The organism is Curtobacterium sp. NPDC087080, from assembly GCF_044745105.1.
GTDB lineage: Bacteria > Actinomycetota > Actinomycetes > Actinomycetales > Microbacteriaceae > Curtobacterium.
The window spans coordinates 38,275-62,341 of sequence record NZ_JBIUZP010000004.1; the positions used below are offsets into that span (position 1 = coordinate 38,275).

The following is a 24,067-nucleotide window of genomic DNA, read 5'->3' on the forward strand; positions in this document are numbered from 1 at the left end:
CCACCGCGGGGTCCGGACCCGGTATCTTGACGTCGAGAGAATCCGCGCCGCGAGTACCGTGGACGGACCGAGGTCCGGCACGGTCGAACAAGGGAGTACCCGCCAGCATGGCCAAGATCATCTACACGCTCACGGACGAGGCACCGTTCCTCGCCACCCACTCGTTCCTGCCCGTCGTCGAGGCGTTCGCGCGCACCGCGGGGGTCGACGTCGAGACCCGCGACATCTCGCTCTCCGGCCGGATCATCGCGCAGTTCCCGGAGCGGCTCACCGACGAGCAGCGCCTGGACGACGCCCTGGCCGAGCTCGGGGACCTGGCGAAGACCCCCGAGGCGAACATCATCAAGCTGCCGAACATCTCGGCGTCGATCCCGCAGCTCAAGGCCGCGGTCAAGGAACTGCAGGCGCAGGGGTACGACCTGCCCGCCTACCCGGACGAGCCCACCACGGACGAGGAGCGCGACGTCCGCGCCCGCTACGACCGCGTCAAGGGCAGCGCCGTCAACCCGGTCCTGCGCGAGGGCAACTCCGACCGCCGCGCGCCGCTGTCGGTGAAGAACTACGCGAAGAAGCACCCGCACCGCATGGGTGCCTGGAGCCACGACTCCGGGACGAACGTCGTGACGATGGGCAAGGACGACTTCCGCTCGAACGAGCAGTCGTGGATCGCACCGTCCGACGACACCCTGACGATCGAGTTCGTGGCCGCCGACGGCGACACCACGGTGCTCAAGCAGTCGATCCCCGTCCTCGCGGGCGAGGTCGTCGACGGCACCGTCCTGCACGTCCGCGCGCTCGAGGCGTTCCTGCGCGACCAGATCGCCGCCGCGCAGGAGCAGGGCGTGCTGTTCTCCGTGCACCTCAAGGCCACGATGATGAAGGTCTCCGACCCGATCATCTTCGGTCACGTCATCCGCGCGTTCTTCCCGACCGTGTTCGAGCGCTTCGGGGTCGACCTGGCCGCCGCCGGGCTGAACCCGAACGACGGCCTCGGCTCGATCCTCGCCGGGCTCGACAGCGTGCCGAACGGCGCGGAGATCGCGCAGGCGTTCGCCGACGGGATCGACGCCGGTCCCGAGCTCGCGATGGTCGACTCCGACAAGGGCATCACCAACCTGCACGTCCCGAGCGACGTCATCGTCGACGCCTCGATGCCCGCGATGATCCGCACCTCCGGCCACATGTGGGGCCCGGACGGCGAGGAGCACGACACCCTCGCGGTCATCCCGGACTCGAGCTACGCCGGCATCTACCAGGCCGTCATCGAGGACTGCCGCGCGAACGGTGCCTTCGACCCGTCGACCATGGGGTCCGTGCCGAACGTCGGACTCATGGCGCAGAAGGCCGAGGAGTACGGCTCGCACGACAAGACCTTCGAGCTGCCGGGCGACGGCAAGGTCCGCGTCGTCACGAGCTCCGGTGAGACGGTCATCGAGCACGACGTCGAGCAGGGCGACATCTGGCGCGCCTGCCAGACGAAGGACGTCGCGATCCGCGACTGGGTGAAGCTCGCCGTGACCCGCGCCCGTGCCTCGGCGACGCCCGCCGTGTTCTGGCTGGACGAGACGCGTGCCCACGACGCGAACCTGATCGGACTCGTCCGCACGTACCTCGGCGACCACGACACCGACGGCCTGCAGATCGAGGTCATGGCACCCGAGGACGCCATGCGCTTCTCACTCGAGCGCATCCGCCGCGGCGAGGACACCATCTCGGTCACGGGCAACGTGCTCCGTGACTACCTCACCGACCTGTTCCCGATCATGGAGCTCGGCACCTCGGCGAAGATGCTCTCCGTCGTCCCGCTGCTCGGTGGTGGCGGCCTGTTCGAGACCGGCGCCGGCGGGTCGGCCCCGAAGCACGTCCAGCAGCTCGTCGAGCAGGACTACCTGCGCTGGGACTCCCTGGGTGAGTTCCTCGCGCTCGCGGTGTCGTTCGAGCACCTCGCGGGTGTGACCGGCAACGCGCGGGCGAAGGTCCTCGCGGACACGCTCGACCGCGCCACGGGCACGTTCCTCGACGAGAACAAGTCGCCGGGCCGGAAGATCGGCACGATCGACAACCGCGGCAGCCACTTCTACCTGGCGAAGTACTGGGCCGACGAGCTCGCCCGGCAGACCGAGGACACGGAGCTGGCGGCCGCGTTCCGGGGCCTGTCGACGCAGCTCGACGAGCACGAGTCGCAGATCGTCGACGAGCTCAACGCGGTGCAGGGTCGGCCGGCCGACATCGGCGGGTACTACCGCCCCGACACGGCGAAGACGAACGCCGTGATGCGGCCGTCCGCCACCCTCAACGAGGCGCTGGCCGCCCTGTAGGCGACGACCCGACGCAACGGGAGGCGCGGTGCCGGCTGGCACCGCGCCTCCCGTTCGTCGTGGGGCGCGTCCGGACCGGCCCGCTCGGGTGCCCGACCGGCCCGCTCGGGTGCCCGAGCGGGCCAGATCTGTCTCGCTCGGCACCCGGACGCGACGGAACGCACCCGCTCGGCGGACGTGAGCGGCGTGTCTCGCCCGCTCGCCGCACCGCCGCGCCGCCGCACCGCCGCACCGCCGCACCGACGGGGGGACGGCCGCCGCGGCGCCGCGTCAGCCCTTCGGGACCGGGGGACCGACGACCAGCAGGGCGGAGAACACGAGCGCGACGGCCACGACACCGATGCCGGCCGCCACCGCCGGGCGCCGCACCACGAAGAAGAGCAGCCGGTCCCAGGTGCCCGACCGGTCGTCCGGGGAGCGTCGCCAGGGGCCCTCGAGCATGCCGCGCCGGGCGACGGCGACCTCGAACGGCACGGTGGCGTACGGCACGATGGCGCTGACCCACCCGAGCACGAGTGCCCCGACCGACCACCGCTGGTTCACCGCGACGACCGTGGTGACCACGAGGTACGCCAGGAACACGAAGCCGTGGATGCTCCCGCCGATCCGCACGCCCCAGTCGCCGACGTCCAGCCCGTACTTCAGCACCATCCCGGCGATCAGGAGGGTCCAGGTCACGAGTTCGGCCACCGCGGCGGCGCGGAACAGGGAGCGAGGGGTCATGCCCCACATGGTCGCGCACCCGTCCGGGAGAAGCCCCGACACGCCCCCGCCACATCCCGGACACACCGCCGCTCGTATCGATTCGACCGAAGGAGCGGGTAGCGTCGGGGACATGTCAGCGCCGACCGAGAGCCGTCCCCTGAACATCGTCGTCTGGAACGAGAACGTGCACGAGAGCCGCGGTGACGCGACCGTGCTCGGGCACTACCCCGACGGCATGCACACCGTCATCGCCGCCGCACTCCGCGAGCACCACCCCGAGGCCTCGGTGCGCACCGCCACGCTCCAGGAGCCGGAGCACGGTCTCGCCGCGGAGCGCCTGGCGCAGACCGACGTGCTGTTCTGGTGGGGACACGTCGCGCACCAGGACGTCTCGGACGAGGTCGTCACCCGCGTCGTCGAGGCCGTGCAGGCCGGCATGGGCCTGGTGGTGCTGCACTCCGGGCACTACTCGAAGCCGTTCACCCGGCTGATGGGCACCACGTGCTCGCTGAAGTGGCGGAACGACGGGGAGCGCGAGCTCGTCTGGACGATCGCGCCCGAGCACCCGATCGCCGCCGGCGTCCCGCACCCGATCGTCATCGACCGCCAGGAGATGTACGGCGAGTACTTCGACATCCCGCGCCCCGACGAGGAGGTCTTCCTGTCGACCTTCGCCGGCGGCGAGGTCTTCCGCTCCGGTGTCGCATACCGCCGCGGTCTCGGCCGGGTGTTCTACTTCTCGCCGGGCGACCAGGAGTACCCCGTCTACCACCACCCGGACGTCCAGCGGGTGCTCGCGAACGCGGCGGCCTGGGCCGCTCCGGTGTCCGAGCGGCGCGAGCTGACCGCCGACCCCCACCCGCGGGACTGGTTCCTCGACGCGGGTGCGGGTACACAGGAGGGGTGACCAACCAGCTCGACGGTGCGGACAGGCGCACCGCGGTGATCGAGGCGCTCGCCGTCCTGGGCTCCGGCCCGGAGGAGCGCTTCGACCGCATCACCCGCATGACCCACGAGGCGTTCGGCGTCCCGCTGACGTTCCTCAACCTCGTCCACGCCGACCTCGTCACCACGCAGTCGACGTACGGGTTCCAGCAGGGTACGAGCGTGCCGGCCACCGGGCAGTTCTGCGCGACGACCGTGCTGACGCCAGGACCGATGGTGATCCCGGACACGCTCCTCGACGTCCGGTTCGCCGACACGCCCGCAGTGACCGAGTACGGGGTGCGCTTCTACGCCGGTGCGCCGCTGACGATGCCGGACGGCACGCGCGTGGGGACGCTGTGCGTGATGGACGCGCAGCCCCGGGTCTTCTCCGACGAGGACCTCGCGCTCCTCGGGGACCTCGCTCGGTGGGCGGAGCGCGAGCTCGGCCACTCGATCGAGCGGGGCCGGGTGCGGCGCGTCCTCACCGGGCTGGTGCCCGACCCGGTCACGGTGCCGGGTGCCTCGGTGGACGGGTTCCTCGAGCCGGACGAGCACGGCGGCGACCTGGTCGACTGGCGCGCCGCTGCTGACGGGGCGGTCCAGGTCACGGTCGGGACGGTCTCCGCTGCGGGTCGGGCCTCGGCGCTCCTCGCCGCCTCGGTGCGGGCCGCGGTCGTCGCGCGCAGCGGCCTGCCGCTCCGTGACGCCCTCACCGGCCTGGAGGCGCAGCTCGCCCCCGACCTGTCGGCCGGCGGCGCCGTCGGGTCGCTCCTGCACGCGCGCCTCGACCCGACGACGGGTCACGCGGAGTGGGTCGGTGCCGGACACGGTCCGGCGCTGCACGTGCGGGCCGACGGGACCGCGACGGCGCTCCGGTCCACGGACCTGCCGATCGGCCTGCAGCCCGGATCCGTGCCCCGGACCGTCGGAGCGCTCGACCTCGCGCCGGGGGACCGCCTGGTGCTCGTCACCGACGGCACCCTGGCACTCGACGGGACCGGCGACGTGCAGGCCCTCGCGGCGTCGGCGGTGGCCCACCCCGGGGACCTCGTCGCGCACGTCCGGTCGCTCGTGCCGATCGGCGGCAGCGGCGCGGGCGTCGCCCTCGTGGTGCTCACGCGCACCTGACCGCACGGAGCTCGGGGGAGCAGGCGGACCAGCGGCCCCGGTCGACCGGGCGGTTCAGCGGCCCCGCGGAGCCGGGCGACCGGTCGCGGCGGTGACGAGCAGCGTGGCCAGGAGCGCGAAGCCGGCGAGTTCGACGCCGAGGCCGGCGGTCTTCCAGTAGGCGCTGCCGACGACCTGCGGCTGGGTGATCGCGTCCGGCCACCACGGGTCGAGGAACGGCACGGTGCCGGGGAACGGGTCGAGCCCGAGGACGACGAGCCCGCCGAGGAACAGCAGCACCCCGAGTCCTGCCATCGCGCCGCGGGAGCGGTGCAGCATCCGGACGACGAGCGCGGCGGCCATCCCGGCCATGCCGAGCACGGCGATCAGGAACGCGATGACGACGACGGGCTGCGGAGCGAGCGCCACCCAGTCGAGCACGGTGATCGGCAGCAGCAGCCACCGTCCCGCCCGTACCCAGCGCCGCGGGTCCCGCCATCCGTCCATGCCGGTCACCGTACGGCAGCGCTCGGGGGGTCCCCTGAGGGCCTCCTTCCCGCAGCACCGGCTGGCTAGCATCGACGGCATGGCGCAGGACGGCCGGGTCAGGCAGGAGCGGGCGGTCGCGACCCGTGCGGCCCTCATCGAGGCGGCGGCGGCCGAGTTCGACGAGCGCGGGTTCGTGGGGGCGTCGATGGACGGCGTCGCCGAGCGGGCCGGCATGACGAAGGGTGCGCTGTACTTCCACTTCCGCTCGAAGGTCGACATCGCCGGCGCGGTGATCGCCGGGCAGGACGAGATCTCCCGGCGCTACGCCGAGGTCGCGGCCACCCGTTCGACCTCGCCGCTCGAGTCCCTGATGTGGATGTCGCAGGGCGTCGCCACCCAGATGGTGGAGGAGGTCGTGGTCCGTGCGGGACTCCGGCTCGCCACCGACCCGAACGCCCGGGCGATCCCACGTGATCGCCCTCACGAGTACTGGGTCGAGCACACCGCCGACCTCATCCGACGTGCGATCGACGCGGGCGAGGTCGACCCGTCGTGGGACCCACGGGTGATCGGTCACGTGGTGAGCCCGGCGGTGGCGGGCGTCCAGATGTTCTCGGACATGCTGCACGACCGCGCCGACCTGTTCGAGCGGCTCCGTGAGCTGTGGACGGTGCTGCTGACGGCGATCGCCAGCGAACGGACCCGGCCGGAGGTGCCGCGCCTCGTGGCGATCATCCGCCCGGGCGATGCCGAGGACCGACGGCCCGCAAGCGGCTGACCCGGGCCCTGGGGAGGTCTGAGCGACGCGGGTCCCCCCAGGGACACCCACGTCACTTCCCTTGGAGGATACCAAGGAGTACGTTTCCGCAGCAGCCCCACGTTCGCGGGGATCGCACCGCCGCCCTACCCTGGCGTGATGGGCACCCCGGCCGCCGAGTTCCACGTCGACGTCGCGCTCGTCGCCGCACTGCTCCGCGACCAGCACCCGGACCTCGCCGACCTGCCCCTGCGGGTCGTCGCGAGCGGGTGGGACAACGTCGTGGTCCGTGCCGGGGAGACCCTGGCCGTGCGCCTGCCCCGCCGCGCAGCCGCCGCCACCCTGGTCGAGCACGAGCAGCGCTGGCTGCCGACGATCGCCGCGTTGGTCGGCGACGCGGCGCCGCTCCCGGAGCCCGTCCGCACCGGCCGCCCGGCGCTCGGCTACCCCTGGGCGTGGAGCGTCGTGCCGTGGCTGCCCGGTCGCCCCGCGGGGGAGCGGGCCCAGGGGGTCCGGGTCGCCCGCGACCTCGCCGCCGTGGCGATCCGCCTGCACGTGCCCGCCCCGCCGGACGCCCCCGTCAACCCGGTCCGCGCCGTCCCGCTCGCGACGCGGAGCGACGCCGTCCTGACGCGACTGGCGGAGGGCGACGTGCCCCGTGCCGTGGAGCTGGCTGCGCTCTGGCGGACCGCGGCCGGTGCGCCGACGCACGCCGGGCCTCCCGTCTGGGTGCACGGGGACCTGCACCCGTTCAACCTGCTCGTCGAGCCGACGCCCCCCGGCGACCGACGCCTGTCGGCGGTGGTGGACTTCGGCGACCTGACCGCGGGGGACCCGGCGGTCGACCTCGCCACCCGGTGGCTGACGCTCGACGACGCCGGCGCGCGGACGTTCGCGACGCTCGTCGACGCGGACCCCGACACCTGGACCCGGGCGCGCGGATGGGCGGTGTCGATCGCGTCGGCGCTCGCCGTGACGGACGACGACGCCTTCCGGACGGTCGCGGCCCGTGCGATCGACGCGGTGCTGGACGGCTGAGCCGGCAGGGGTTACCGTTCCCTCACCTGTCCGTGCACTGGAGATCGGAGGGGCCTGATGACCCTCGAGTTCCACGTCCCGCACGACGTCGACACCGACGCCTCTCCCGCCCCGTCCGCCCGAGCCGACACCGCCCGAGCCGCCACCCGCTGCACCGGTCTGCGCGGCCTGCTCGACCGCCTGGCCGTCCGTCGCGCGGTCGCCCGCGATCGTCGTGCGGTCGCCCACCTGCACGAGCTCGACGACCTGCAACGCCTGCTGACCGGCGCGCGCGGCGTGGTCGAACGCGGGTGGATCCAGCACTCGTGGTTCGCCTACCTCGACGAGCACGGGCGGCTGCGCAAGGCGTCGAGTGCCGCGGCGCTCGCCGCACAGGGCCGACCGCTCGTCGCAGCCTGCCTGGTCGGCGCGGTCGTCTCGGCGGCGGGCGGACCGCACGTCGTGCACTCGCAGCAGGTGCAGCGCGCCCTCGACCTCGTGTGGCACGCCCTGGCCGCCGACGAGGGCCGACCGGTCGTCTGGTGTCCGGCGCCGGACGTCCGGATGGCCCGGGTCCGCGACCTGACCACCTGGAACGACCGCCCCGGGCGCACCGGCGCGGAGGTCGCGTCACTGCTCCTCACCGCGGAACGCGTCGCCGTGCACGAGGCCGATCGGGTCGCCGCTCGTCGCGTGCCCGTGCCCGTGCCCGTGCCCGTGTCCGGGTGAGGGGTGCCCCCGGCGCTCCCTGGCCCTCGGACGGCCCGTCGTACCCCGTACGACGGGCCGTCCCCGTTCCGACGCAGGACGCCCGGGTAGCCGACCGCCGCTCGACATCGTTACCGTTCTCCCAGGTGAGGGGCCGGCACCTGCCCCTGACCGGGGCTTTCTCCCTGCGTGGAATTGCAGCATCTGCACGGGTCGGTTGCTTGCCGTTGGTCAAGTACCCCCTCGCCTGCGTACGGTCGGTCAGGTTCGTGCCCCGGTCTGTGGGCCGTTCGGCCGACCAGGGAGGGGTGCACACACCGTGTTCCAGTACGTCGTGGAGCGATGGGACCAGATCTGGTTCTCGTCGTGGCAGCACTTCTCACTGGTCGTCCAGTGCACCGTGCTCGCCACGCTCATCGCAGTGGTGCTCGCAGCACTCGTCTACCGCAGTCCGCAACTGACGTCGATCGCGAACGGGGTGTCCGCCGTCGGGCTCACCCTGCCGTCGTTCGCCGTGATCGGTCTGCTCATCGTGCCGCTCGGGTTCGGCGTCGTGCCGTCCGTCGTCACCGTCGTCTTCTTCGCCACGCTGCCGATCCTGCGGAACGCGGTGGTCGGCCTCGCCGAGATCCCGCCGACCGTCGTCGAGTCCGCGCGGGGGATCGGCATGAGCCGGATGCGCACCCTGCTGCAGGTCGAGCTGCCGATGGCGTGGCCGATCATCCTGAGCGGCGTGCGGGTGTCCGCACAGATGGTGATGGGCATCGCCGCCATCGCCGCCTACGCGCTCGGCCCCGGGCTCGGCGGCTTCATCTTCTCCGGGCTCTCCCGGCTCGGCGGCGCCAACGCCCTGAACTCCGTCGTCGTCGGGGTGGTCGGGGTCGTCCTGCTCGCCCTCGTCCTCGACCTGCTCCTCATCGGCCTCGGCCGCCTGACCACACCGAGAGGTATCCGTGTCCAGCACTGACCACGCCACCACCGACCACGCATCCGGCACCGCGCCCGAGGGGGACGTGACCGGTCGAAGCATCCTGCTCGACGAGGTCACCAAGCGGTACCCGGGGCAGCAGAAGCCCGCCGTCGACGGCATCACGCTCGAGATCCCGGCCGGCAAGGTCGTCATGCTGGTCGGCCCGTCCGGCTGCGGCAAGACCACCACGCTCAAGATGATCAACCGGCTCATCGAGCCCACCGAGGGGCGCATCGTCGTCGGCGACGAGGACGTCACCAGCATCGACGGTGACGAGCTCCGCCGCCGCATGGGCTACGTGATCCAGGCCGGCGGGCTCTTCCCGCACATGACGGTCGCGGCGAACATCGCGATCGTGCCGAAGATGCTCGGCTGGTCGAAGGAGAAGATCGCCGCCCGCGTCGACGAGCTCCTCGACCTCGTCTCGCTCGACCCCGACACCTACCGCGACCGCTTCCCGCGGGAGCTCTCCGGCGGCCAGCAGCAGCGCGTCGGCGTGGCCCGGGCGCTCGCCGCCGACCCGCCCGTCCTGCTCATGGACGAGCCGTTCGGTGCCGTCGACCCGATCACACGGCAGCGCCTGCAGGACGAGCTCCTGCGCATCCAGGAGGAACTGCACAAGACGATCGTCATCGTCACGCACGACTTCGACGAGGCCGTGAAGCTCGGCGACTGGATCGTGATCTTCACCGAGGGGGCGCACATCGTGCAGTACGACACCCCGGAGCGCATCCTGGCCGAGCCGGCGAACGAGTTCGTGGAGAACTTCATCGGCTCCGGCGCCGGCCTGAAGCAGCTGACGCTGAACCGCGTGCGGGACGTCGACGTCGTCGACGCCGTCACCTGCTCGCCGGGCGAGGACGCGAAGGCCGTCCTGCAGCGCATGGACGAGGCCGGACGGCACGGGCACGCCGTCGTGGTCGACCGCCGCCAGCGCCCGATCGGCTGGCCGTCGCGTCGGCAGCTCGAGCGCCTCGACCGCATCCCCGAGGGCATCGACCCGGCCCTGCCCGTCGTCGGCGAGGCCGCGACGCTCAACGACGCGCTCGACACCATGCTCGTGTCGAGCGCCGGTGCCGCGCTCGTCACCGGTCGCCGCGACGCCTTCCGCGGTGTCATCACCGTCGAGACCGTCATGGAGGCCATCACCCGGTCCCGTGCGGCCGCGGCGGACGAGCAGGCGTACACGCCCGTCGGCACGAACACGAACCCGATCGAGACCCTGCCGTCCTCGCCCGTGGCCCCGACGGTCGCGACGTCCGGGGAGGACCTGTGACCACCGTCGCGACCGACGCCCCCGCCGCAGCCGGCCCGGGCACCGCGCAGCGCACCCCGTGGAAGGGGCTGCTCGTCCAGCCGATCGCGATCCTGGTGGTCCTCGCCGCCTGGGTCGTCTGGCTGAACACGGCGGACCTCAGTGCGACCGAGCGCTCGACCCTGAACCCGTCGGGCATCCTCGAGCTCACCGGCCAGCACCTCGTCCTGACGCTCCAGGCCACCGTGCTCGTGCTCGTGATCGGCATCCCGCTCGGGGTCCTGCTCACCCGCGGGCCCTTCCGTCGGGCGAGCACCACCGTCATCGCCGTCGCGAACTTCGGCCAGGCGGCCCCCGCGGTCGGGCTCATCGTGCTGCTCGCGGCCTGGCTCGGACTGAACAGCTGGTCGGCGGTCGTCGCCCTCGTGCTCTACGCGATCCTGCCGGTCCTCCGGAACACCATGCTCGGTGTGCAGAGCGTCGACGACCGGCTCGTCGAGGCCGGCCGGGGCATGGGCATGAGCGCCCTCAGCGTGCTGCTCAAGGTCGAACTGCCGCTGGCGGTCCCGGTCATGCTCTCCGGCATCCGGACGGCGCTGGTGCTGCTCGTCGGCACCGCGAGCCTGGCGACCTTCGTCGGCGCGGGCGGCCTCGGCCTCCTCATCACCACGGGCGTGAACCTGTTCCTGCCGAAGGTGCTCGTCTCCGGGGCGCTCCTGGTGGCGCTCCTCGCCCTGACCATCGACTGGATCGGCCGCGTGGTCGAGACGGTCGCACGACCGAAGGGACTCCGATGATGCCCGACGACTCGACGCACACCGTCTCGACGCACACCGTCTCGACGCACGGCGCCTCGACGCACGCCGGCCCGCGCGACGCGAGCCGCGCCTCCCGTCCGTCCGCCGGTCGCCGCTGGGTGACCGCCGCCGCCGTGGCGGGGGCGAGCGCCCTCGTCCTCACCGGCTGCGGCCTGCAGCCCGCCGCGTCCTTCGTGCCGGGCGCCGCCCCGGGGTCGATCCAGCGCATCGACGACCTGCCGGACGACGCGAAGCTGACCGTCACGTCGAAGAACTTCACCGAGCAGCTCGTCCTCGGCAAGATCGCCGTCCTCGCCGCGAAGGCGGCCGGGTTCGACGTCACCGACGAGACGAACGTGCCGGGGTCGGTCGCGGTGCGCGAGCTGATGACCTCGCACGGCGCGGACTTCACCTACGAGTACACGGGGACCGCCTGGCTGACCTTCATGGCGCACGAGCAGGGGATCCCGGACAAGACCGAGCAGTGGCAGGCGGTCAAGGACGAGGACGCCGGCAACGGGCTGACCTGGCTCGAACCCGCGCCGATGAACAACACCTACGCGTTCGCGGTGCGTGACGAGGCCGTGTCCGAGCTCGACGACGTGAAGACCCTCTCGGACATCACGAAGCTGCCGGTCGACCAGCGCACGTTCTGCGTCGAGTCGGAGTTCAACTCCCGTGCGGACGGCTTCAAGCCGATGCTCGAGAAGTACGGGCTGGAGCTCGGCGGGTCCGGCGAGAACGGCGTGCCGACGTCGAACGTCAGCATCCTCGACACCGGCACCGTGTACACCGCGACCGACCGGGGCAAGTGCAACTTCGGCGAGGTCTTCACCACCGACGGCCGCATCAAGTCGCTCGGCCTGACGGTGCTCGAGGACGACCGCGGGTTCTTCCCGGCGTACAACGTCGCGCCCGTGATCGACTCCGAGACGCTGGAGGAGTACCCGCAGCTCCGCGACGTGTACGACCAGATCTCGCCCGAGCTCACCGACGAGGCCCTGCAGGAGCTGAACCGGCAGGTCGACGTCGAGGGGCGCGAGCCGGCGGACGTCGCGTTCGACTGGATGGTGGACAAGGGCTTCATCACCGCACCCTGACCGACGGTCGGACGGTCGGACGGTCGGACGGTCGGACGGTCGGACCCTCGGACGGGAGGCGCGGTGCCGGTGGGTGCCGCGCCTCCCGTCGTCCGCCTGGTCGCCTCGGCGGTACCGCGGTCGCGTCGCATCGCGTCGCGTCGCGTCGCGTCCTGCGTCCGTGCCGGACCTCCCGTCTCCGGACGTGCCGGGTCCGCGTGCATAGTGTCGGACGCGTGGCGGCTTCGGGACGGGACCTCGGCGACGGGTGCGCGCTGTCGTTGCGCGACCTGAGCACCGTCGACGCCGTCCACGACCTCGTGCAGGCCAACCTCGTGCGGCTGCGGGCGGCGGAGCCCTGGGCGTGGGCGTCGGTCTCGCGGGACTCCCTCGTGCTGCACACCGAGCAGCTCCTCGGGCAGTACGCGATGGACCGCGCGGTGCCGTGCGTCATCCGCGTGGACGGACGCATCGTCGGGTCGGCGTCGCTCGCCCTCGACCCCTACCTGGGCCAGGCGTCGCTCGGCTACTGGATCGACGAGCGGTACGAGGGCCGGGGCATCGTCCACCGGGCCGCCTCCGCACTGGTGGACGTCGCCCGCGAGCGGGGGAGCGCCCGGGTGGAGGTCCGCACCGGCGTCGACAACGTCCGGAGTCGGGCGCTGGCGGAGCGGCTCGGGTTCGTGCACGAGGGGACGCTGCGCAGCGCCCTGCCGCTCGGACCCCGACGGGTCGACGTGGCGGTGTACGGGCTGGTGACCTGACGGCCGTCAGCGACCCTGGGTCGCACCCGACCACACGGCGAAGGTGCCACCGAGCACGAGCAGCACGCCCACCAGGATCCACACCGCCAGGGCGACGAGGTTGAGCAGGATCCCCCACCCCGCCCGACCGCGCGCCATCGGTTCCCGGCTGCGGGACGCGATGCCGAGGCAGAGGCCGACGACGGGGGCGAAGAAGGTCCAGCCGGCGAGGAGCGAGCAGATCCCGAGCACGAGGCTCGCGGTGCCGAGGCCGGTCCGGGGGGTGTGCTGCACGGTGGTCATGGCATCGACGCTACGGGTCACCGACGTGGCGGCGCGTCCCTCCGGGGTGTGATCGCGGGTCCTCCTGCGGACGGACGGCCGCACGCCGGTATCGTCGGAGCATGGCCCTGTTCGGACGACGCACCAGGAACGACGTTCGCGACCGACCCGTGAGCCAGGTCGAGCTGAAGCGTGCCGTGGACGAGGGTTTCCTCATCGCCAAGGCCGCGGTCACCGTCGCCGTGGCGAACCGCATCATCACGAACGCCCTCCGCGACCAGGGGTACTTCGACCACGCCGTCATCGCCGAGGCCACCCGCGAGGAACTGCACCGCATGGCCGAGGAGCAGCGCGGTGACGCCGCCCGCATGCGGGAGATCCGGTCGACGTCGAGCAACAAGCGGGGGCGCTCGCAGCACCAGCACGACTACAAGCGCGGCGACGACCTGAAGCTCCGCACGCGCGAGGCCACCTACGAGCAGCTCGCCGAGATGCTCGACCGGCGGCGCGACGACCAGGGCTTCGTCGACCGCATCGTGCTGCAGGCCCGTGCCCGGGCTTGGGACGACATCGGCACGACCGTCGTCGGGCGCCTCGGATGGGCGCAACGACCGACCGAGGACTACGAGATCGGCCGCGACGAACGCGTGCAGCAGATGCTCGACGAGGACTTCGCGGCGCTGCTCGCCGAGCACCCCGCGGGCGCCGAGGCACCGGTCGCGACGCCGGTCGACGCGGACGAACCCGACGAGGGTGACGGCCCCGAGGACGGCACGGACCCCGCCGACGCGGACACCGCCCGCCCCTGACCGCCCGCGGGGGCACCGGACCCTAGGCTCGGACACATGGTTGATGCGGTGGTCGTCGGTGCCGGACCGAACGGACTCGCGGCGGCGGTGACGCTCGCGCGGGCCGGTCTGTCGGTCGAGGTCGTCGAGCGGAACGACACGATCGGCGGCGGCGCCCGCACGGCACAGTTGACGCTGCCCGGGTTCCACCACGACGTCTGCTCCGCGGTGCACCCGATGGCGCTGCAGTCCGAGTTCTTCCGGCTCTTCCGCATGGAGGACCGCATCGAGCTCCGGCTGCCCGAGGTGCAGTACGGACACCCCCTCGACCGCGGCCGCGCCGGCATCGCCTACCGGGACCTCGAGCGCACCGCGGAGGGCCTCGGGATCGACGGCCGGGCGTTCCGGAACCTCATGGCGCCCCTGTCCGGCAACGCCGACCAGGTCGCCGACTTCGCCACGGACGCGCTGCTGCACGTCCCGCGGCACCCGCTCACGGTCCTGCGGTTCGGCCTCCGCGCCCTCGAGCAGGGGAGCGCCGCGTGGAACGTCCGCTTCCGCGACGAGGTGGCGCCCGCGATGGTGTCGGGCGTCGCCGCACACTCGATCCAGCACATGCCGTCCCTGTCGACCGCCGCGGCCGCACTGTCGCTCGGGTCGTACGCGCACGCCCGCGGGTGGCCGGTGCCGATCGGCGGCAGCCAGGCGATCGTGGACGCGCTCGCCGCCGACCTCGTCGCGCACGGCGGCACGATCGAGACCGGCCGCGAGGTGCGCTCGCTCGCCGACCTCACCCCGGCGAAGGCGGTCCTCTTCGACACGAGCGTTCCCGGCATGCTCCACATCGCCGGGAAGCAGATCCCCACCCCGAAGCGCGGGGCACTGCGCCGCTTCCGGTTCGGCAACGCGGCGGCCAAGGTCGACTTCGCGCTGTCCGACCCGGTGCCGTGGACGAACACCGAGCTGCGGAAGGCGGGCACGGTCCACATCGGCGGCACCCGCGCGGAGATCGCCGAGGCGGAGCGGGCGGTGGCGCAGGGTCGGCACGCGGAACGCCCCTACGTGCTCGGCTCGGAGCCGACCGTGGTCGACCCGGGTCGCGCACCCCGCGGCAAGCACGTCTTCTGGGCGTACGCGCACGTGCCGGCGGGTTCCGACGTCGACCCGACCGACGCGATCGTGCGGCAGGTCGAGCGCTTCGCGCCGGGGTTCCGCGACACGATCCTGCAGTCGAGCAGCCGCACGGCCGTGCAGATGGGGGAGTACAACCCGAACTACGTCGGCGGCGACATCGCCGCCGGGGCCGCGAGCTTCTGGCAGCTCGTCAAGCGGCCCGTCCTGTCGTCGGACCCGTGGCGGATGGGCGGCGGCATGTACCTGTGCTCGGAGGCGTCCGCGCCCGGTCCGGGTGTGCACGGCATGGCGGGTTGGCACGCGGCCCGCAGTGCGCTGCGCCACACCTTCGGACTGTCCGAGCACGTCGACCTCGCACCGGAGGACTGAACCATGGCGAAGAACGTCCGCATCGTGCACTGCAGCCCGGAGGCCGTCTTCGACGTGCTCCGCGACGGCTGGCTCTACCCGACCTGGGTGGTCGGCGCCTCGCGCATGCGCGGCCAGGACCCGGGGTGGCCCGCCGTCGGCACGGAGCTGCACCACTCGTTCGGCATCTGGCCGTTCCTGATCAACGACACGACGATCGTGCTCGAGGTCGACGAGCCGCGTCGCCTGGTGATCCAGGCGAAGGGCTGGCCGGTCGGTGAGGCCCGCGTCGAGGTCGAGGTGGAACCGCATCCGCGGGGGAGCCGCGTGACCCTCCGTGAGAACCCCGTGCGGGGCCCGGGGTCGCTCGTCCCGGGGTTCATCGCGCAGCCCGGCATCTGGATCCGCAACAACGAGAGCATCCGGCGCCTCCGCTGGGTCGCGGAGGGTCGCGCGGGCGTCCACTAGACGGTCTGGAGGCTCGTGGCGGCGCCGCCACGAGCCTCCAGACCGTCATCCGGTCACTCTGCGCGACTGAACTCGCTCGCTCGACGCACCTGGTCGTCCGTCAGGGCGACGCCCGTGTACCGCTCGAACTGGCGCGCTGCCTGCAGCGCGATGACCTCGGCGCCGGTGATCACGCGCGCACCGGCGGCGCGACCGGCCCGGACCAGCGGGGTCTCGGAGGGGAACGCGACCACGTCGAAGACGGTGGTCGCGGCCTCGACCCGGTCCTGCGCGAAGGCGAGTGCGTCCTCGTCCGCACCGCGCATGCCGAGCGGGGTGACGTTGACCAGGACGTCGGCCTCCGGTGCTTCCTGCTCGGTCGCGACCCAGTCGAAGCCGTACTGCTCGGCGAGGGCGGAACCGGTCTCCGCGTTGCGCGCGACGACGGTCAGCTGCTCGAAGCCCGCGCCGCGGAACGCCGCCGTGACCGCCTTGGCCATGCCGCCGGACCCGCGGAGGACCACGCGGGCCGACGGGTCGACCTCGTGCGTGCGGAGCAGCGACGCGACGGCCTCGTAGTCGGTGTTCGACGCGGTGAGCACGCCGCCGTCGTTCACCACGGTGTTGATCGACTGGATGGCGGCCGCGGACTCCTCGACCACGTCGACGAGGGGGATGATCGCCTCCTTGAAGGGCATCGACACCGAGCAGCCGCGGATGCCGAGCGCGCGGATGCCGGTGACGGCACCGGGCAGGTCGGTCGTCGTGAACGCCTTGTAGACGAAGTCCAGCCCGAGCTCGTCGTAGAGGAAGTTGTGGAAGCGCGTGCCGATGTTGCTCGGACGGGCAGCGAGCGAGATGCAGACCTGCATGTCCTTGTGGAGGATGGGCATGGCACGAGTCTCCCACGCACGTGCCGATGGAGCGGTCCACCTCCGCTGCTCGGGAGCCGCGCCGTCCGGACGGGTTAGTGTGGCGGGGTGCCGGTCTCCGTCTTCGATCTGTTCAGCGTCGGGATCGGCCCGTCGAGTTCCCACACCGTCGGGCCGATGCGAGCCGGAGCGGCCTTCGCAGCCGGGCTCGCCGACGCCCCCGTGGCCGGCCTCGACGTCCACCTGTACGGCTCGCTCGCCTCGACCGGCCAGGGGCACGGCACGCTCGGGGCGGTGCTCGCCGGCCTGATGGGGTCCGACCCCGAGACCGTCGACCCCGACGTGATGGCGGCCGCGCTCGACGAGCTCGAGCAGACCGGCGCGCTGCGGCTCGCGGGAGGCGCGACCGTGCCGTTCCGCCAGGCCGACATCGTGCTGCACCCGCTCACCATGCTGCCCCGGCACCCGAACGCGATGCGGCTCCGGGCGACCGACGCGGCGGGCACGGTCCTGGCCGAGGAGACCTACTACTCGATCGGCGGCGGGTTCGTCACGACCGACACCGAGGGTGCCGTGGCCGAGGCCGCCATCCCCGTCGACGACGCGGTCCCGCACCCCTTCTCGAGCGGCGCCGAGCTCCTCGCCGCCTGCGCCGCGACCGGCCTGCCCGTCAGCGGCATCGCGATGGCGAACGAGACCGCCACCCGGAGCGAGACCGAGGTCCGCGCCGGACTCCTGCACGTGCACGACGTCATGCGCGAGAGCGTCGACCGCAGCATCCGCCGCACCGGCACGCTGCCCGGGGGGCTGACGGTCCGACGTCGCGCGGCGAACTGGCACGAGCAGCTCACCCGCGACGACCCGCACCACGACCCGCTCTTCGCGATGGAGTGGGTCAACCTCACCGCGATGGCGGTCAACGAGGAGAACGCCACGGGCGGCCGGGTCGTCACCGCCCCGACGAACGGCGCCGCCGGCATCATCCCCGCGGTGCTGTACTACGCGCTGACGTACGTCTCCGAGGTCGCGCCGGAGGACCGCGACGACGCCGTGGTCCGGTTCCTGCTCACCGCCGGGGCGATCGGCTCGATCTACAAGGAGCGGGCGTCGATCTCCGGCGCCGAGGTCGGCTGCCAGGGCGAGGTCGGCTCCGCGGCGTCGATGGCCGCAGCCGGGCTGGCCGAGGTGCTCGGCGGGACGCCCGAGCAGGTCGAGAACGCCGCCGAGATCGCGATGGAGCACAACCTCGGGCTGACCTGCGACCCGATCGGTGGTCTCGTGCAGATCCCGTGCATCGAGCGCAACGCGATCGCCGCGAACAAGGCGATCAACGCGGCCCGGATGGCCCTCCGCGGCGACGGTGTGCACCACGTGTCGCTCGACCAGGTCGTCGAGACGATGCGCCAGACCGGCGCCGACATGTCCACGAAGTACAAGGAGACCGCGATGGGCGGTCTGGCGGTCAACGTCCCGCTCTGCTGAACGGGCGCGACCGGGCGGTCAGGCGACCCGCATCTCCAGCGGGACGGCACGCGGCGCGACGTGGTGCTGCCCGTCGTCCGCGCGGACGATGAGGGCAGGACGCCCCGGTGTGTCGAGGACGTCGACCGCCGTGCCGGCGACGAGCCGCCCCCGGTCTCGGTACCGGACGACCGCGTGGATCGGGACGTCGTCCGCGGGGACCGGTCGCCACCGCGGTGCTCGTGCGCGTTCCGTCTCCATCGCTCCACCATGGCGTCTGTCCGATTCGCGCACCAAATCGCCGACGGTCGCTCAAGTACGGTGCCGAGAGTCGGCGCGGTGGCCGCGGGTACGGTCGGACCCATGAGCGACACGGACCACGACCACCTCGGCGACGGCGTCGACATGTCCTTCGAGGAGCGCCGCCAGGACACCCTCCGACGGATGTCCGGGTCGGACGAGCACGACGCCGACCCGCGCGTCGAAGTCTCCCGCGCCGAGGACGGGGACGTCCGCATCGACGTCGCCGACTCCGCCGCCGTCCGGCCGGGCGACGCCGCCGGTACCGATCCCCGTACCGACGCGGCGCAGGACCCTCACCACGCCGACTGAGCCCTCCGCGTCCCGCCTCCGCACGACGCAACCTCGGCGACACCGCGCAGCGATGTACCGCTGCGAGCAACCGCTGACGTTGCGTCTCGCGGAAGGGAGGATGATCGTCGGGTGCACCTCGTCCTCCGCCGCGTCGACGGCGGCGTCACCGCGACGCCCCTGACCGACGCGGGGGAGTCGGCCGGTGCGCCGACGCGCCTGGACGAGCCGGGCCTCCCGGCCTTCGTCGCCGCGCACGACGCTCCCGACGTGCGCTGGGTCTGGGACGACACCGCCCGCTGGTACCCGGCCGTCCTCGCATCCGGCGGACGCGTGGGCCGCTGCACCGACCTCCGGCTCTGCCGGCGCATCCTGCGCGGCGCGCTCGCCGCACGGGACACCGCCCTCGCCGCGGCCCCGGTCGACACGTGGGACGCCGCCGGCCAGGAGGCCCGCTCCGCCCGCCCGACGCAGGCCCGGCTCTTCGACGACGCGCTCTTCGCCGTCGTGCCGGCCGACGACCCGGCCGACCCGGTCGCCGAGTTCCGGCTGCAGCTCGATGCGATCGCCACGTCGACGACCCCGGGAGCGCTGCGCCTGCTGGCGACCGCGGAGTCGGCCGGGGCGCTCGTCGCGGCCGAGATCCTGCACGCCGGGCTGCCCTGGCGCGCCGACGTGCACGAGCGCCTGCTCGAGCAGGAGCTCGGACCCCGTGTGCCCGCGGGGGTGCGACCGCGTCGGCTCGAGGAGCTCGCCGTGGAGATCCGGGCGCACCTCGGCGACCCCGGCCTCAACCCCGACTCGCCCGCCGACGTCCTGCGGTCGCTCCGAGCAGCCGGACTGATGGTCTCGTCGACCCGCAAGTGGGAGCTGCAGGAGCTCGAGCACCCCGTCATCGCACCGCTGCTCGAGTACAAGCAGCGCTCCCGGCTGCTCACCGCGAACGGGTGGGCCTGGCTCGACGAGTGGGTGCAGGACGGGCGGTTCCACCCGAAGTACGTCGTCGGCGGGGTCGTCACCGGCCGCTGGGCGGCGGACGGCGGCGGCGCGATGCAGCTGCCGAGGACCGTCCGCAGCGCGGTGGTCGCCGACGACGGGTGGGCCTTCGTCGTGGCGGACGCGGCGCAGCTCGAACCGCGGGTGCTCGCGGCGATGGCCGGCGACCGGGCCATGGCCACCGCCGGGGACGGGCGGGACCTGTACGACGGCGTGGTGGCCTCCGGTGCCGTGGAGACCCGGCAGCAGGCCAAGGGTGCGATGCTCGGCGCGATGTACGGCGCGACCCAGGGCGACGCCGGACGGCTCGTGCCGCGGCTGGCCAGGGCGTTCCCCGCGGCGCTCGGCCTCGTCGACCGCGCTGCCCGCGCCGGGGAGCGGGGCGAGCCCGTCACGACGCTGCTCGGCCGGACGTCACCCGTCCCCGACGAGGCCTGGTTCGCCGCACGGAACCGCGCGTGGTCGGTGGACGGCACCCCGGCGCAGCAGCGGGCGGTCGAGGGACGTGCGCGCAGCTGGGGGCGCTTCACGCGGAACTTCGTGGTGCAGGGCACGGCGGCCGAGTGGGCACTGGCGTGGATGGGGTCGCTCCGCACTCGGCTCGCGACGCGGTTCCCGGGCCCGCTGACGGCCGGCCCGCACCTGGTGTTCTTCGTGCACGACGAGCTCGTGGTGCACACGCCCGTCGAGCACGCCGAGTTCGTGGCCGAGCAGGTCCGCGCCGCGGCGGTCGACGCCGGACGCCTGCTCTTCCGGGACTTCCCGGTGGTGTTCCCCCTGACGGTGTCGACGGTGCGCGACTACGGGGCGGCGAAGGCCTGAGCTCCGCCGCACGGTCCCGGCGGCCCGCAGCGTGGTCCGGTCCGGGCGCCCGCCGCGTGGTCCGGTCCGGATGCTCACAGCGTGGTCCGGTCCGGGCGCTCGCAGCGTCCGACGGGCAGGGTGGGACGATGCAGCGCGCCGACCACGAGGACCCGACGGACCCACTCGCGGCGGCCGCCGGGCGGGCCGACCGCGACGAGCGATCCGCCGTCGAGGCGGACCGGCACCTGGGCACCGTCGACCTGACGTCGTGGCGCTCGCGCGCCGGTCACGCGGTCGCCGAGGCCTGGGCCGCGCTCGGCCGCCGGTACGGCGCGCTCCCGCTGCTCGTGCTGACGCTCCTGATCGGCATCGGCATCGCGGTGACCGCGACCTGGGCGGCGTCGGAGGTGTACGACGCGGTCCGCGAGTCCGACGACGTCGCCGTGCTCGACCGTCCGGTGCTCGACTGGATGCTCACCCTGCGCTCCCCGTTCGCCGACCGCGCGGTCACGTGGTGGACCGACATCGCCGGGACGATCGGGATGCCGATCGTCGCGGTGTGCTTCCTGATCGGCTTCACGGTGCAGCGCCGCGCCTGGACCCCGCTGGTGCTGCTCGTGGCGGCGAGCGGCGGCTCGCTCCTCATGACGATCGCGGGCAAGGACCTGATCGGCCGTGCCCGTCCGCCGCTGTCCGACGCGGTGCCGCCGTACGAGCACTCGCCGTCGTTCCCGTCCGGTCACACGCTCAACGCTACGGTCGTCGTCGGCACGATCGTGTACCTGCTCATCCTCCGGCAGTCGCGGACGGTGACCCGTGTGTGGACGATCGTGGTCGGCACGCTCTTCGTGCTGTCGATCGGCGTCTCGCGGGTGTTCCTCGGGCACCACTGGACGACGGACGTCCTCGCCGCGTGGGCGCTCGGGCTGGCGTGGTCGGCGCTCGTGATCACGGCGCACCGGCTCTACCTGACGGCCCTGCACCGGGGCGCGGAACCCGTCCGTCGCGGCGGTGGACCGGCACGCCCGGTCAGGTCGCCACGGTAGGTTCACCCGCATGGAAGAACGGGTCTTCGGCGGCAGGTACCGCGTCACCGGCACGCTCGGGCACGGCGGCATGGCCTCCGTCTACCGCGCCGTCGACGAGCAGCTCGGCCGCGAGGTCGCCGTCAAGGTCTTCCGGATCGGTGCCGTCGACCACGGCGAACGTGCCCGGGCCGAGGCGGAGATGCACACCCTCGCCGCGCTCCGCAGCCCGTCGCTCGTCACGCTCTACGACGCCGCACTCGACGACGAGGACGGCGACTCGTACCTCGTGATGGAGCTCGTCCCCGGCAGCGACCTCGACACCCGGCTGCGCGAGGGACCCCTCGACACCACGACGACCGCCCGGATGGGTGCCCAGGTCGCCGAGGGGCTCGCCGCCGTGCACGCGCAGGGCATCGTGCACCGGGACGTGAAGCCCGCGAACGTGCTGCTCGAGAGCGACGGGGAGCACGTCAAGCTCGCCGACTTCGGCATCGCCCTGCTCCGCGACGCCGCCCGCGTGACGGGGACGGGGACCGTGATCGGCACCGCCGCGTACATCTCCCCGGAGCAGGTCCTGGGCCGCGAGGTCACCGGCCAGGCCGACGTCTACGCCCTCGGTCTCCTCCTGCTGCAGTGCCTGACCGGCGAACGGCCCTTCCCCGGCACGGCGGTCGAGTCCGCCACCGCGCGGCTGACACGGGGTCCCGAGATCGACCAGCACCTGCCCACCGCGTGGCGGACGCTGCTGCACGTGATGACCGCGCAGGACCCGTCCGAGCGGCCGACCGCGGCCGAGGCGGCCCGACGCCTCCGGGCCCTCGAACGCGACGGGTCGGCACCGGCGACGCAGCTGCTCCCCGGCGGCCCCGGCACCCTGACCCGTGCAGCCGGCGGTGCGGCGGGCGCAGGGGCCGGTCTCGCGGGTGCCGCGCTCGGCGCCGGTGGTCCGGACGCGGCCCGTGCCGACCAGGCCACCCAGGCGATGCCGGGAGCTGCGGACGCCGACCAGGCGACCCGGGCGATGCCGACCGCGGGCGGAGCCGACGCCGCGACCCGCGCGTACGACCGACCCGCGGCGCAGGACGACGTCGCGACCACGGTCCTCGGCGCCCAGCGCGGCGCCGGGGGAGCGGGCGCCGCCGCTGCTGCGGGCGGTGGAGCGGTGGCCGGCGGTGCCGCGGCGCGGGGAGCCGGTGGTGCGGTGGGTGGCCCCGGGCGCGGTGGTGTCGACACGGACGAACCGAAGCGGCGGCGGACGGGGATCATCGTCGCGGTGGTCGTCGGGCTCCTCGTGCTGGCCGGCATCGGCGTCGCGCTCTTCGCCCTGGGCGGCAGGGACGACCCCGCTCCGGCGCCGACCGGGTCCTCGTCGCCGACGGAACAGCAGACGAGCGAGCCGGACCAGCAACCCAGCCAGGCCGAGCAGCAGCCGAGCGAGCCCGAGCAGGAACCGAGCGAGCCCGAGCAGCAGCCCAGCCAGCCCGAGGAGCAGCCCAGCCAGGAGCAGCAGCCGAGCCAGCCCGGGGACGACCCGACCGTCGGTCCCCAGCCGGGCGGACCGGCGTCGAACCCCGTCGAGGCACCCCAGGGCAACAGCGGCAACGGCAACGGCAACGGCAACGGTCCCGCGAGCAACAGCGGCAAGGGCAAGGGGGCCGGCGCGGCGGACACGACGGTCGACACCACGGTCGGGTCGCTCACCGAGGGGCCTGCGAAGGGCCCCGGCCGGGGCTGACCCGTTCGCGGCCGGGTACCCGAGTCCAGCGCGGGACGCGGTGGGCGGACAGCGTCCACCGCGCCTCCACCGACCGGGAGCACGCTCGGGTCATGTCGATGAGCACACCGTTCGATCCGCAGCAGCCCGGCGCTGACCTCCCCGTGGACGGGAGCGACCAGACCGAGATCGAGGTCGAGGAGGATCGCGGCGCCGATGTCGGCCCCGACTCGGTCGACCCGTCGGTCTCGCCTGCCCCGCACGAGGACGAGGACGAGGCCGGTGGCGGCCCGGTCTTCCGCCGACCCGAGGCGGGCGACCGGCTGCACGCCGACGACCTCTGACGGACTCCGTCGAGGCCTGACACCTCGCTGCCAGCCGCGGGCGGCAAGCTCGTCCGCATGTCGTTCGCGAACGCGTGGGACCCGTCGAAGGGTCGCGCCATCCCAGAGGACCAGGCCATCGAGGACGGGCTCGAGCTCGACGAGGACACGGCCGCCGAGCTCGGCATCTCCTTCGACGTCGTGGGCGGCGCGTCGGCCGACCCGACCCGGGTGTCACCCGTCGACGTCCGCGTGCCGAGCGCCCCGACCGCCGACGACTGACCCTCGGCGGTCGGTCGGGTCGGACCGGGTCGGCCCGGTGCAGCTCGGGGCGCGACGTGTTCGAGCGCAACGGGGAGCACCCGACACCACGGATCCCCGTGGTGCGACGTGCTCCCCGTTGTGCG

The 24,067-nt window shown here is 73.3% G+C and carries 26 protein-coding genes; 21 read left to right on the plus strand and 5 right to left on the minus strand.

Annotation, left to right across the window (positions count from 1 at the left end; genetic code table 11):
• Positions 1-107 precede the first annotated feature (107 nt).
• On the plus strand, positions 108-2,318 hold the full coding sequence (locus ACIPEQ_RS11650) for an NADP-dependent isocitrate dehydrogenase (RefSeq protein ID WP_402715297.1): 2,211 nt from the start codon (positions 108-110) through the stop codon (positions 2,316-2,318).
• A 270-nt stretch (positions 2,319-2,588) separates the two neighbouring features.
• Here ACIPEQ_RS11650 and ACIPEQ_RS11655 read toward each other — a convergent pair whose 3' ends face one another.
• Positions 2,589-3,041, minus strand: a complete 453-nt coding sequence (locus ACIPEQ_RS11655; RefSeq protein ID WP_402715298.1) for a DUF3817 domain-containing protein — start codon at positions 3,039-3,041, stop codon at positions 2,589-2,591.
• A gap of 112 nt (positions 3,042-3,153) precedes the next feature.
• Here ACIPEQ_RS11655 and ACIPEQ_RS11660 point away from each other — a divergent pair, with 112 nt between their 5' ends.
• The gene (locus ACIPEQ_RS11660) at positions 3,154-3,930 is read left to right on the plus strand and encodes a ThuA domain-containing protein (protein WP_402715299.1); all 777 of its coding nucleotides are present in this window, start codon (positions 3,154-3,156) and stop codon (positions 3,928-3,930) included.
• Positions 3,927-5,078, plus strand: coding sequence for a PP2C family protein-serine/threonine phosphatase (locus tag ACIPEQ_RS11665; protein WP_402715300.1), 1,152 nt, complete (start codon positions 3,927-3,929; stop codon positions 5,076-5,078). The genes ACIPEQ_RS11660 and ACIPEQ_RS11665 overlap by 4 nt, the downstream gene beginning before the upstream one ends.
• A 54-nt stretch (positions 5,079-5,132) precedes the next feature.
• Here ACIPEQ_RS11665 and ACIPEQ_RS11670 read toward each other — a convergent pair whose 3' ends face one another.
• Positions 5,133-5,564, minus strand: a complete 432-nt coding sequence (locus tag ACIPEQ_RS11670) for a hypothetical protein (RefSeq protein ID WP_402715301.1) — start codon at positions 5,562-5,564, stop codon at positions 5,133-5,135.
• Between the two features lie 79 nt (positions 5,565-5,643).
• On the opposite strand from ACIPEQ_RS11670, the gene ACIPEQ_RS11675 reads away from it, so the two are divergent.
• The 8 genes from ACIPEQ_RS11675 to ACIPEQ_RS11710 all read left to right on the plus strand — a co-directional run bounded on the left by ACIPEQ_RS11675 (position 5,644) and on the right by ACIPEQ_RS11710 (position 12,893).
• Positions 5,644-6,324, plus strand: a complete 681-nt coding sequence (locus ACIPEQ_RS11675) for a ScbR family autoregulator-binding transcription factor (protein ID WP_402715302.1) — start codon at positions 5,644-5,646, stop codon at positions 6,322-6,324.
• Positions 6,325-6,462: 138 nt separating this feature from the next.
• On the plus strand, positions 6,463-7,341 hold the full coding sequence (locus tag ACIPEQ_RS11680; protein ID WP_402715303.1) for an aminoglycoside phosphotransferase family protein: 879 nt from the start codon (positions 6,463-6,465) through the stop codon (positions 7,339-7,341).
• A gap of 57 nt (positions 7,342-7,398) precedes the next feature.
• Positions 7,399-8,049, plus strand: coding sequence for a hypothetical protein (locus ACIPEQ_RS11685; protein WP_402715304.1), 651 nt, complete (start codon positions 7,399-7,401; stop codon positions 8,047-8,049).
• Between the two features lie 298 nt (positions 8,050-8,347).
• Positions 8,348-8,995, plus strand: a complete 648-nt coding sequence (locus ACIPEQ_RS11690; protein WP_066657303.1) for an ABC transporter permease — start codon at positions 8,348-8,350, stop codon at positions 8,993-8,995.
• On the plus strand, positions 8,982-10,274 hold the full coding sequence (locus tag ACIPEQ_RS11695; RefSeq protein WP_402715305.1) for an ATP-binding cassette domain-containing protein: 1,293 nt from the start codon (positions 8,982-8,984) through the stop codon (positions 10,272-10,274). Before ACIPEQ_RS11690 ends, ACIPEQ_RS11695 begins: the two co-directional genes overlap by 14 nt.
• Complete coding sequence (locus ACIPEQ_RS11700; RefSeq protein WP_126892059.1) at positions 10,271-11,050, plus strand: ABC transporter permease; 780 nt, start codon at positions 10,271-10,273, stop codon at positions 11,048-11,050. Before ACIPEQ_RS11695 ends, ACIPEQ_RS11700 begins: the two co-directional genes overlap by 4 nt.
• Positions 11,047-12,150 (plus strand): glycine betaine ABC transporter substrate-binding protein, encoded by a 1,104-nt coding sequence (locus ACIPEQ_RS11705; protein ID WP_402715306.1) that lies wholly within the window; start codon positions 11,047-11,049, stop codon positions 12,148-12,150. Before ACIPEQ_RS11700 ends, ACIPEQ_RS11705 begins: the two co-directional genes overlap by 4 nt.
• Positions 12,151-12,365: 215 nt before the next feature.
• Complete coding sequence (locus ACIPEQ_RS11710; RefSeq protein ID WP_402715307.1) at positions 12,366-12,893, plus strand: GNAT family N-acetyltransferase; 528 nt, start codon at positions 12,366-12,368, stop codon at positions 12,891-12,893.
• A 6-nt stretch (positions 12,894-12,899) separates the two neighbouring features.
• Here ACIPEQ_RS11710 and ACIPEQ_RS11715 read toward each other — a convergent pair whose 3' ends face one another.
• Positions 12,900-13,175: a hypothetical protein gene (locus tag ACIPEQ_RS11715; protein WP_126892057.1), complete on the minus strand. Its 276-nt coding sequence runs from the start codon at positions 13,173-13,175 to the stop codon at positions 12,900-12,902.
• Between the two features lie 101 nt (positions 13,176-13,276).
• On the opposite strand from ACIPEQ_RS11715, the gene ACIPEQ_RS11720 reads away from it, so the two are divergent.
• Genes ACIPEQ_RS11720 through ACIPEQ_RS11730 form a run of 3 tightly spaced genes read left to right on the plus strand, consistent with a single transcriptional unit; the run spans position 13,277 to position 15,892 of the window.
• Positions 13,277-13,963 carry a hypothetical protein gene (locus ACIPEQ_RS11720; RefSeq protein ID WP_402715308.1) on the plus strand — a complete coding sequence of 229 codons (687 nt, stop codon included), beginning with the start codon at positions 13,277-13,279 and terminating at the stop codon, positions 13,961-13,963.
• A 36-nt stretch (positions 13,964-13,999) separates the two neighbouring features.
• On the plus strand, positions 14,000-15,445 hold the full coding sequence (locus ACIPEQ_RS11725; protein ID WP_402715309.1) for a phytoene desaturase family protein: 1,446 nt from the start codon (positions 14,000-14,002) through the stop codon (positions 15,443-15,445).
• A gap of 3 nt (positions 15,446-15,448) precedes the next feature.
• Positions 15,449-15,892, plus strand: a complete 444-nt coding sequence (locus tag ACIPEQ_RS11730) for an SRPBCC family protein (protein WP_209823750.1) — start codon at positions 15,449-15,451, stop codon at positions 15,890-15,892.
• Positions 15,893-15,945: 53 nt separating this feature from the next.
• Here the strand turns inward: ACIPEQ_RS11730 and ACIPEQ_RS11735 are convergent, their stop codons facing one another.
• Complete coding sequence (locus ACIPEQ_RS11735) at positions 15,946-16,764, minus strand: shikimate 5-dehydrogenase (protein ID WP_402715310.1); 819 nt, start codon at positions 16,762-16,764, stop codon at positions 15,946-15,948.
• A gap of 87 nt (positions 16,765-16,851) precedes the next feature.
• Between ACIPEQ_RS11735 and ACIPEQ_RS11740 the strand changes: the two genes are divergently transcribed.
• The gene (locus ACIPEQ_RS11740) at positions 16,852-18,225 is read left to right on the plus strand and encodes an L-serine ammonia-lyase (RefSeq protein WP_402715311.1); all 1,374 of its coding nucleotides are present in this window, start codon (positions 16,852-16,854) and stop codon (positions 18,223-18,225) included.
• Positions 18,226-18,243: 18 nt separating this feature from the next.
• Here ACIPEQ_RS11740 and ACIPEQ_RS11745 read toward each other — a convergent pair whose 3' ends face one another.
• Positions 18,244-18,465: a hypothetical protein gene (locus ACIPEQ_RS11745; RefSeq protein ID WP_137768495.1), complete on the minus strand. Its 222-nt coding sequence runs from the start codon at positions 18,463-18,465 to the stop codon at positions 18,244-18,246.
• Between the two features lie 102 nt (positions 18,466-18,567).
• Here ACIPEQ_RS11745 and ACIPEQ_RS11750 point away from each other — a divergent pair, with 102 nt between their 5' ends.
• From ACIPEQ_RS11750 to ACIPEQ_RS11775, 6 genes are all read left to right on the plus strand, one after another.
• Complete coding sequence (locus ACIPEQ_RS11750) at positions 18,568-18,816, plus strand: hypothetical protein (RefSeq protein WP_250366337.1); 249 nt, start codon at positions 18,568-18,570, stop codon at positions 18,814-18,816.
• 111 nt (positions 18,817-18,927) lie between these two features.
• Positions 18,928-20,613: a bifunctional 3'-5' exonuclease/DNA polymerase gene (locus ACIPEQ_RS11755; protein ID WP_402715312.1), complete on the plus strand. Its 1,686-nt coding sequence runs from the start codon at positions 18,928-18,930 to the stop codon at positions 20,611-20,613.
• Positions 20,614-20,741: 128 nt separating this feature from the next.
• Positions 20,742-21,641, plus strand: coding sequence for a phosphatase PAP2 family protein (locus ACIPEQ_RS11760; protein ID WP_402715313.1), 900 nt, complete (start codon positions 20,742-20,744; stop codon positions 21,639-21,641).
• A 10-nt stretch (positions 21,642-21,651) separates the two neighbouring features.
• Positions 21,652-23,358 (plus strand): serine/threonine-protein kinase, encoded by a 1,707-nt coding sequence (locus ACIPEQ_RS11765; protein ID WP_402715314.1) that lies wholly within the window; start codon positions 21,652-21,654, stop codon positions 23,356-23,358.
• 98 nt (positions 23,359-23,456) lie between these two features.
• Positions 23,457-23,681 (plus strand): hypothetical protein, encoded by a 225-nt coding sequence (locus ACIPEQ_RS11770; RefSeq protein ID WP_402715315.1) that lies wholly within the window; start codon positions 23,457-23,459, stop codon positions 23,679-23,681.
• A 57-nt stretch (positions 23,682-23,738) separates the two neighbouring features.
• Positions 23,739-23,942: a hypothetical protein gene (locus tag ACIPEQ_RS11775; RefSeq protein ID WP_402715316.1), complete on the plus strand. Its 204-nt coding sequence runs from the start codon at positions 23,739-23,741 to the stop codon at positions 23,940-23,942.
• The last annotated feature ends 125 nt before the right edge of the window (positions 23,943-24,067 follow it).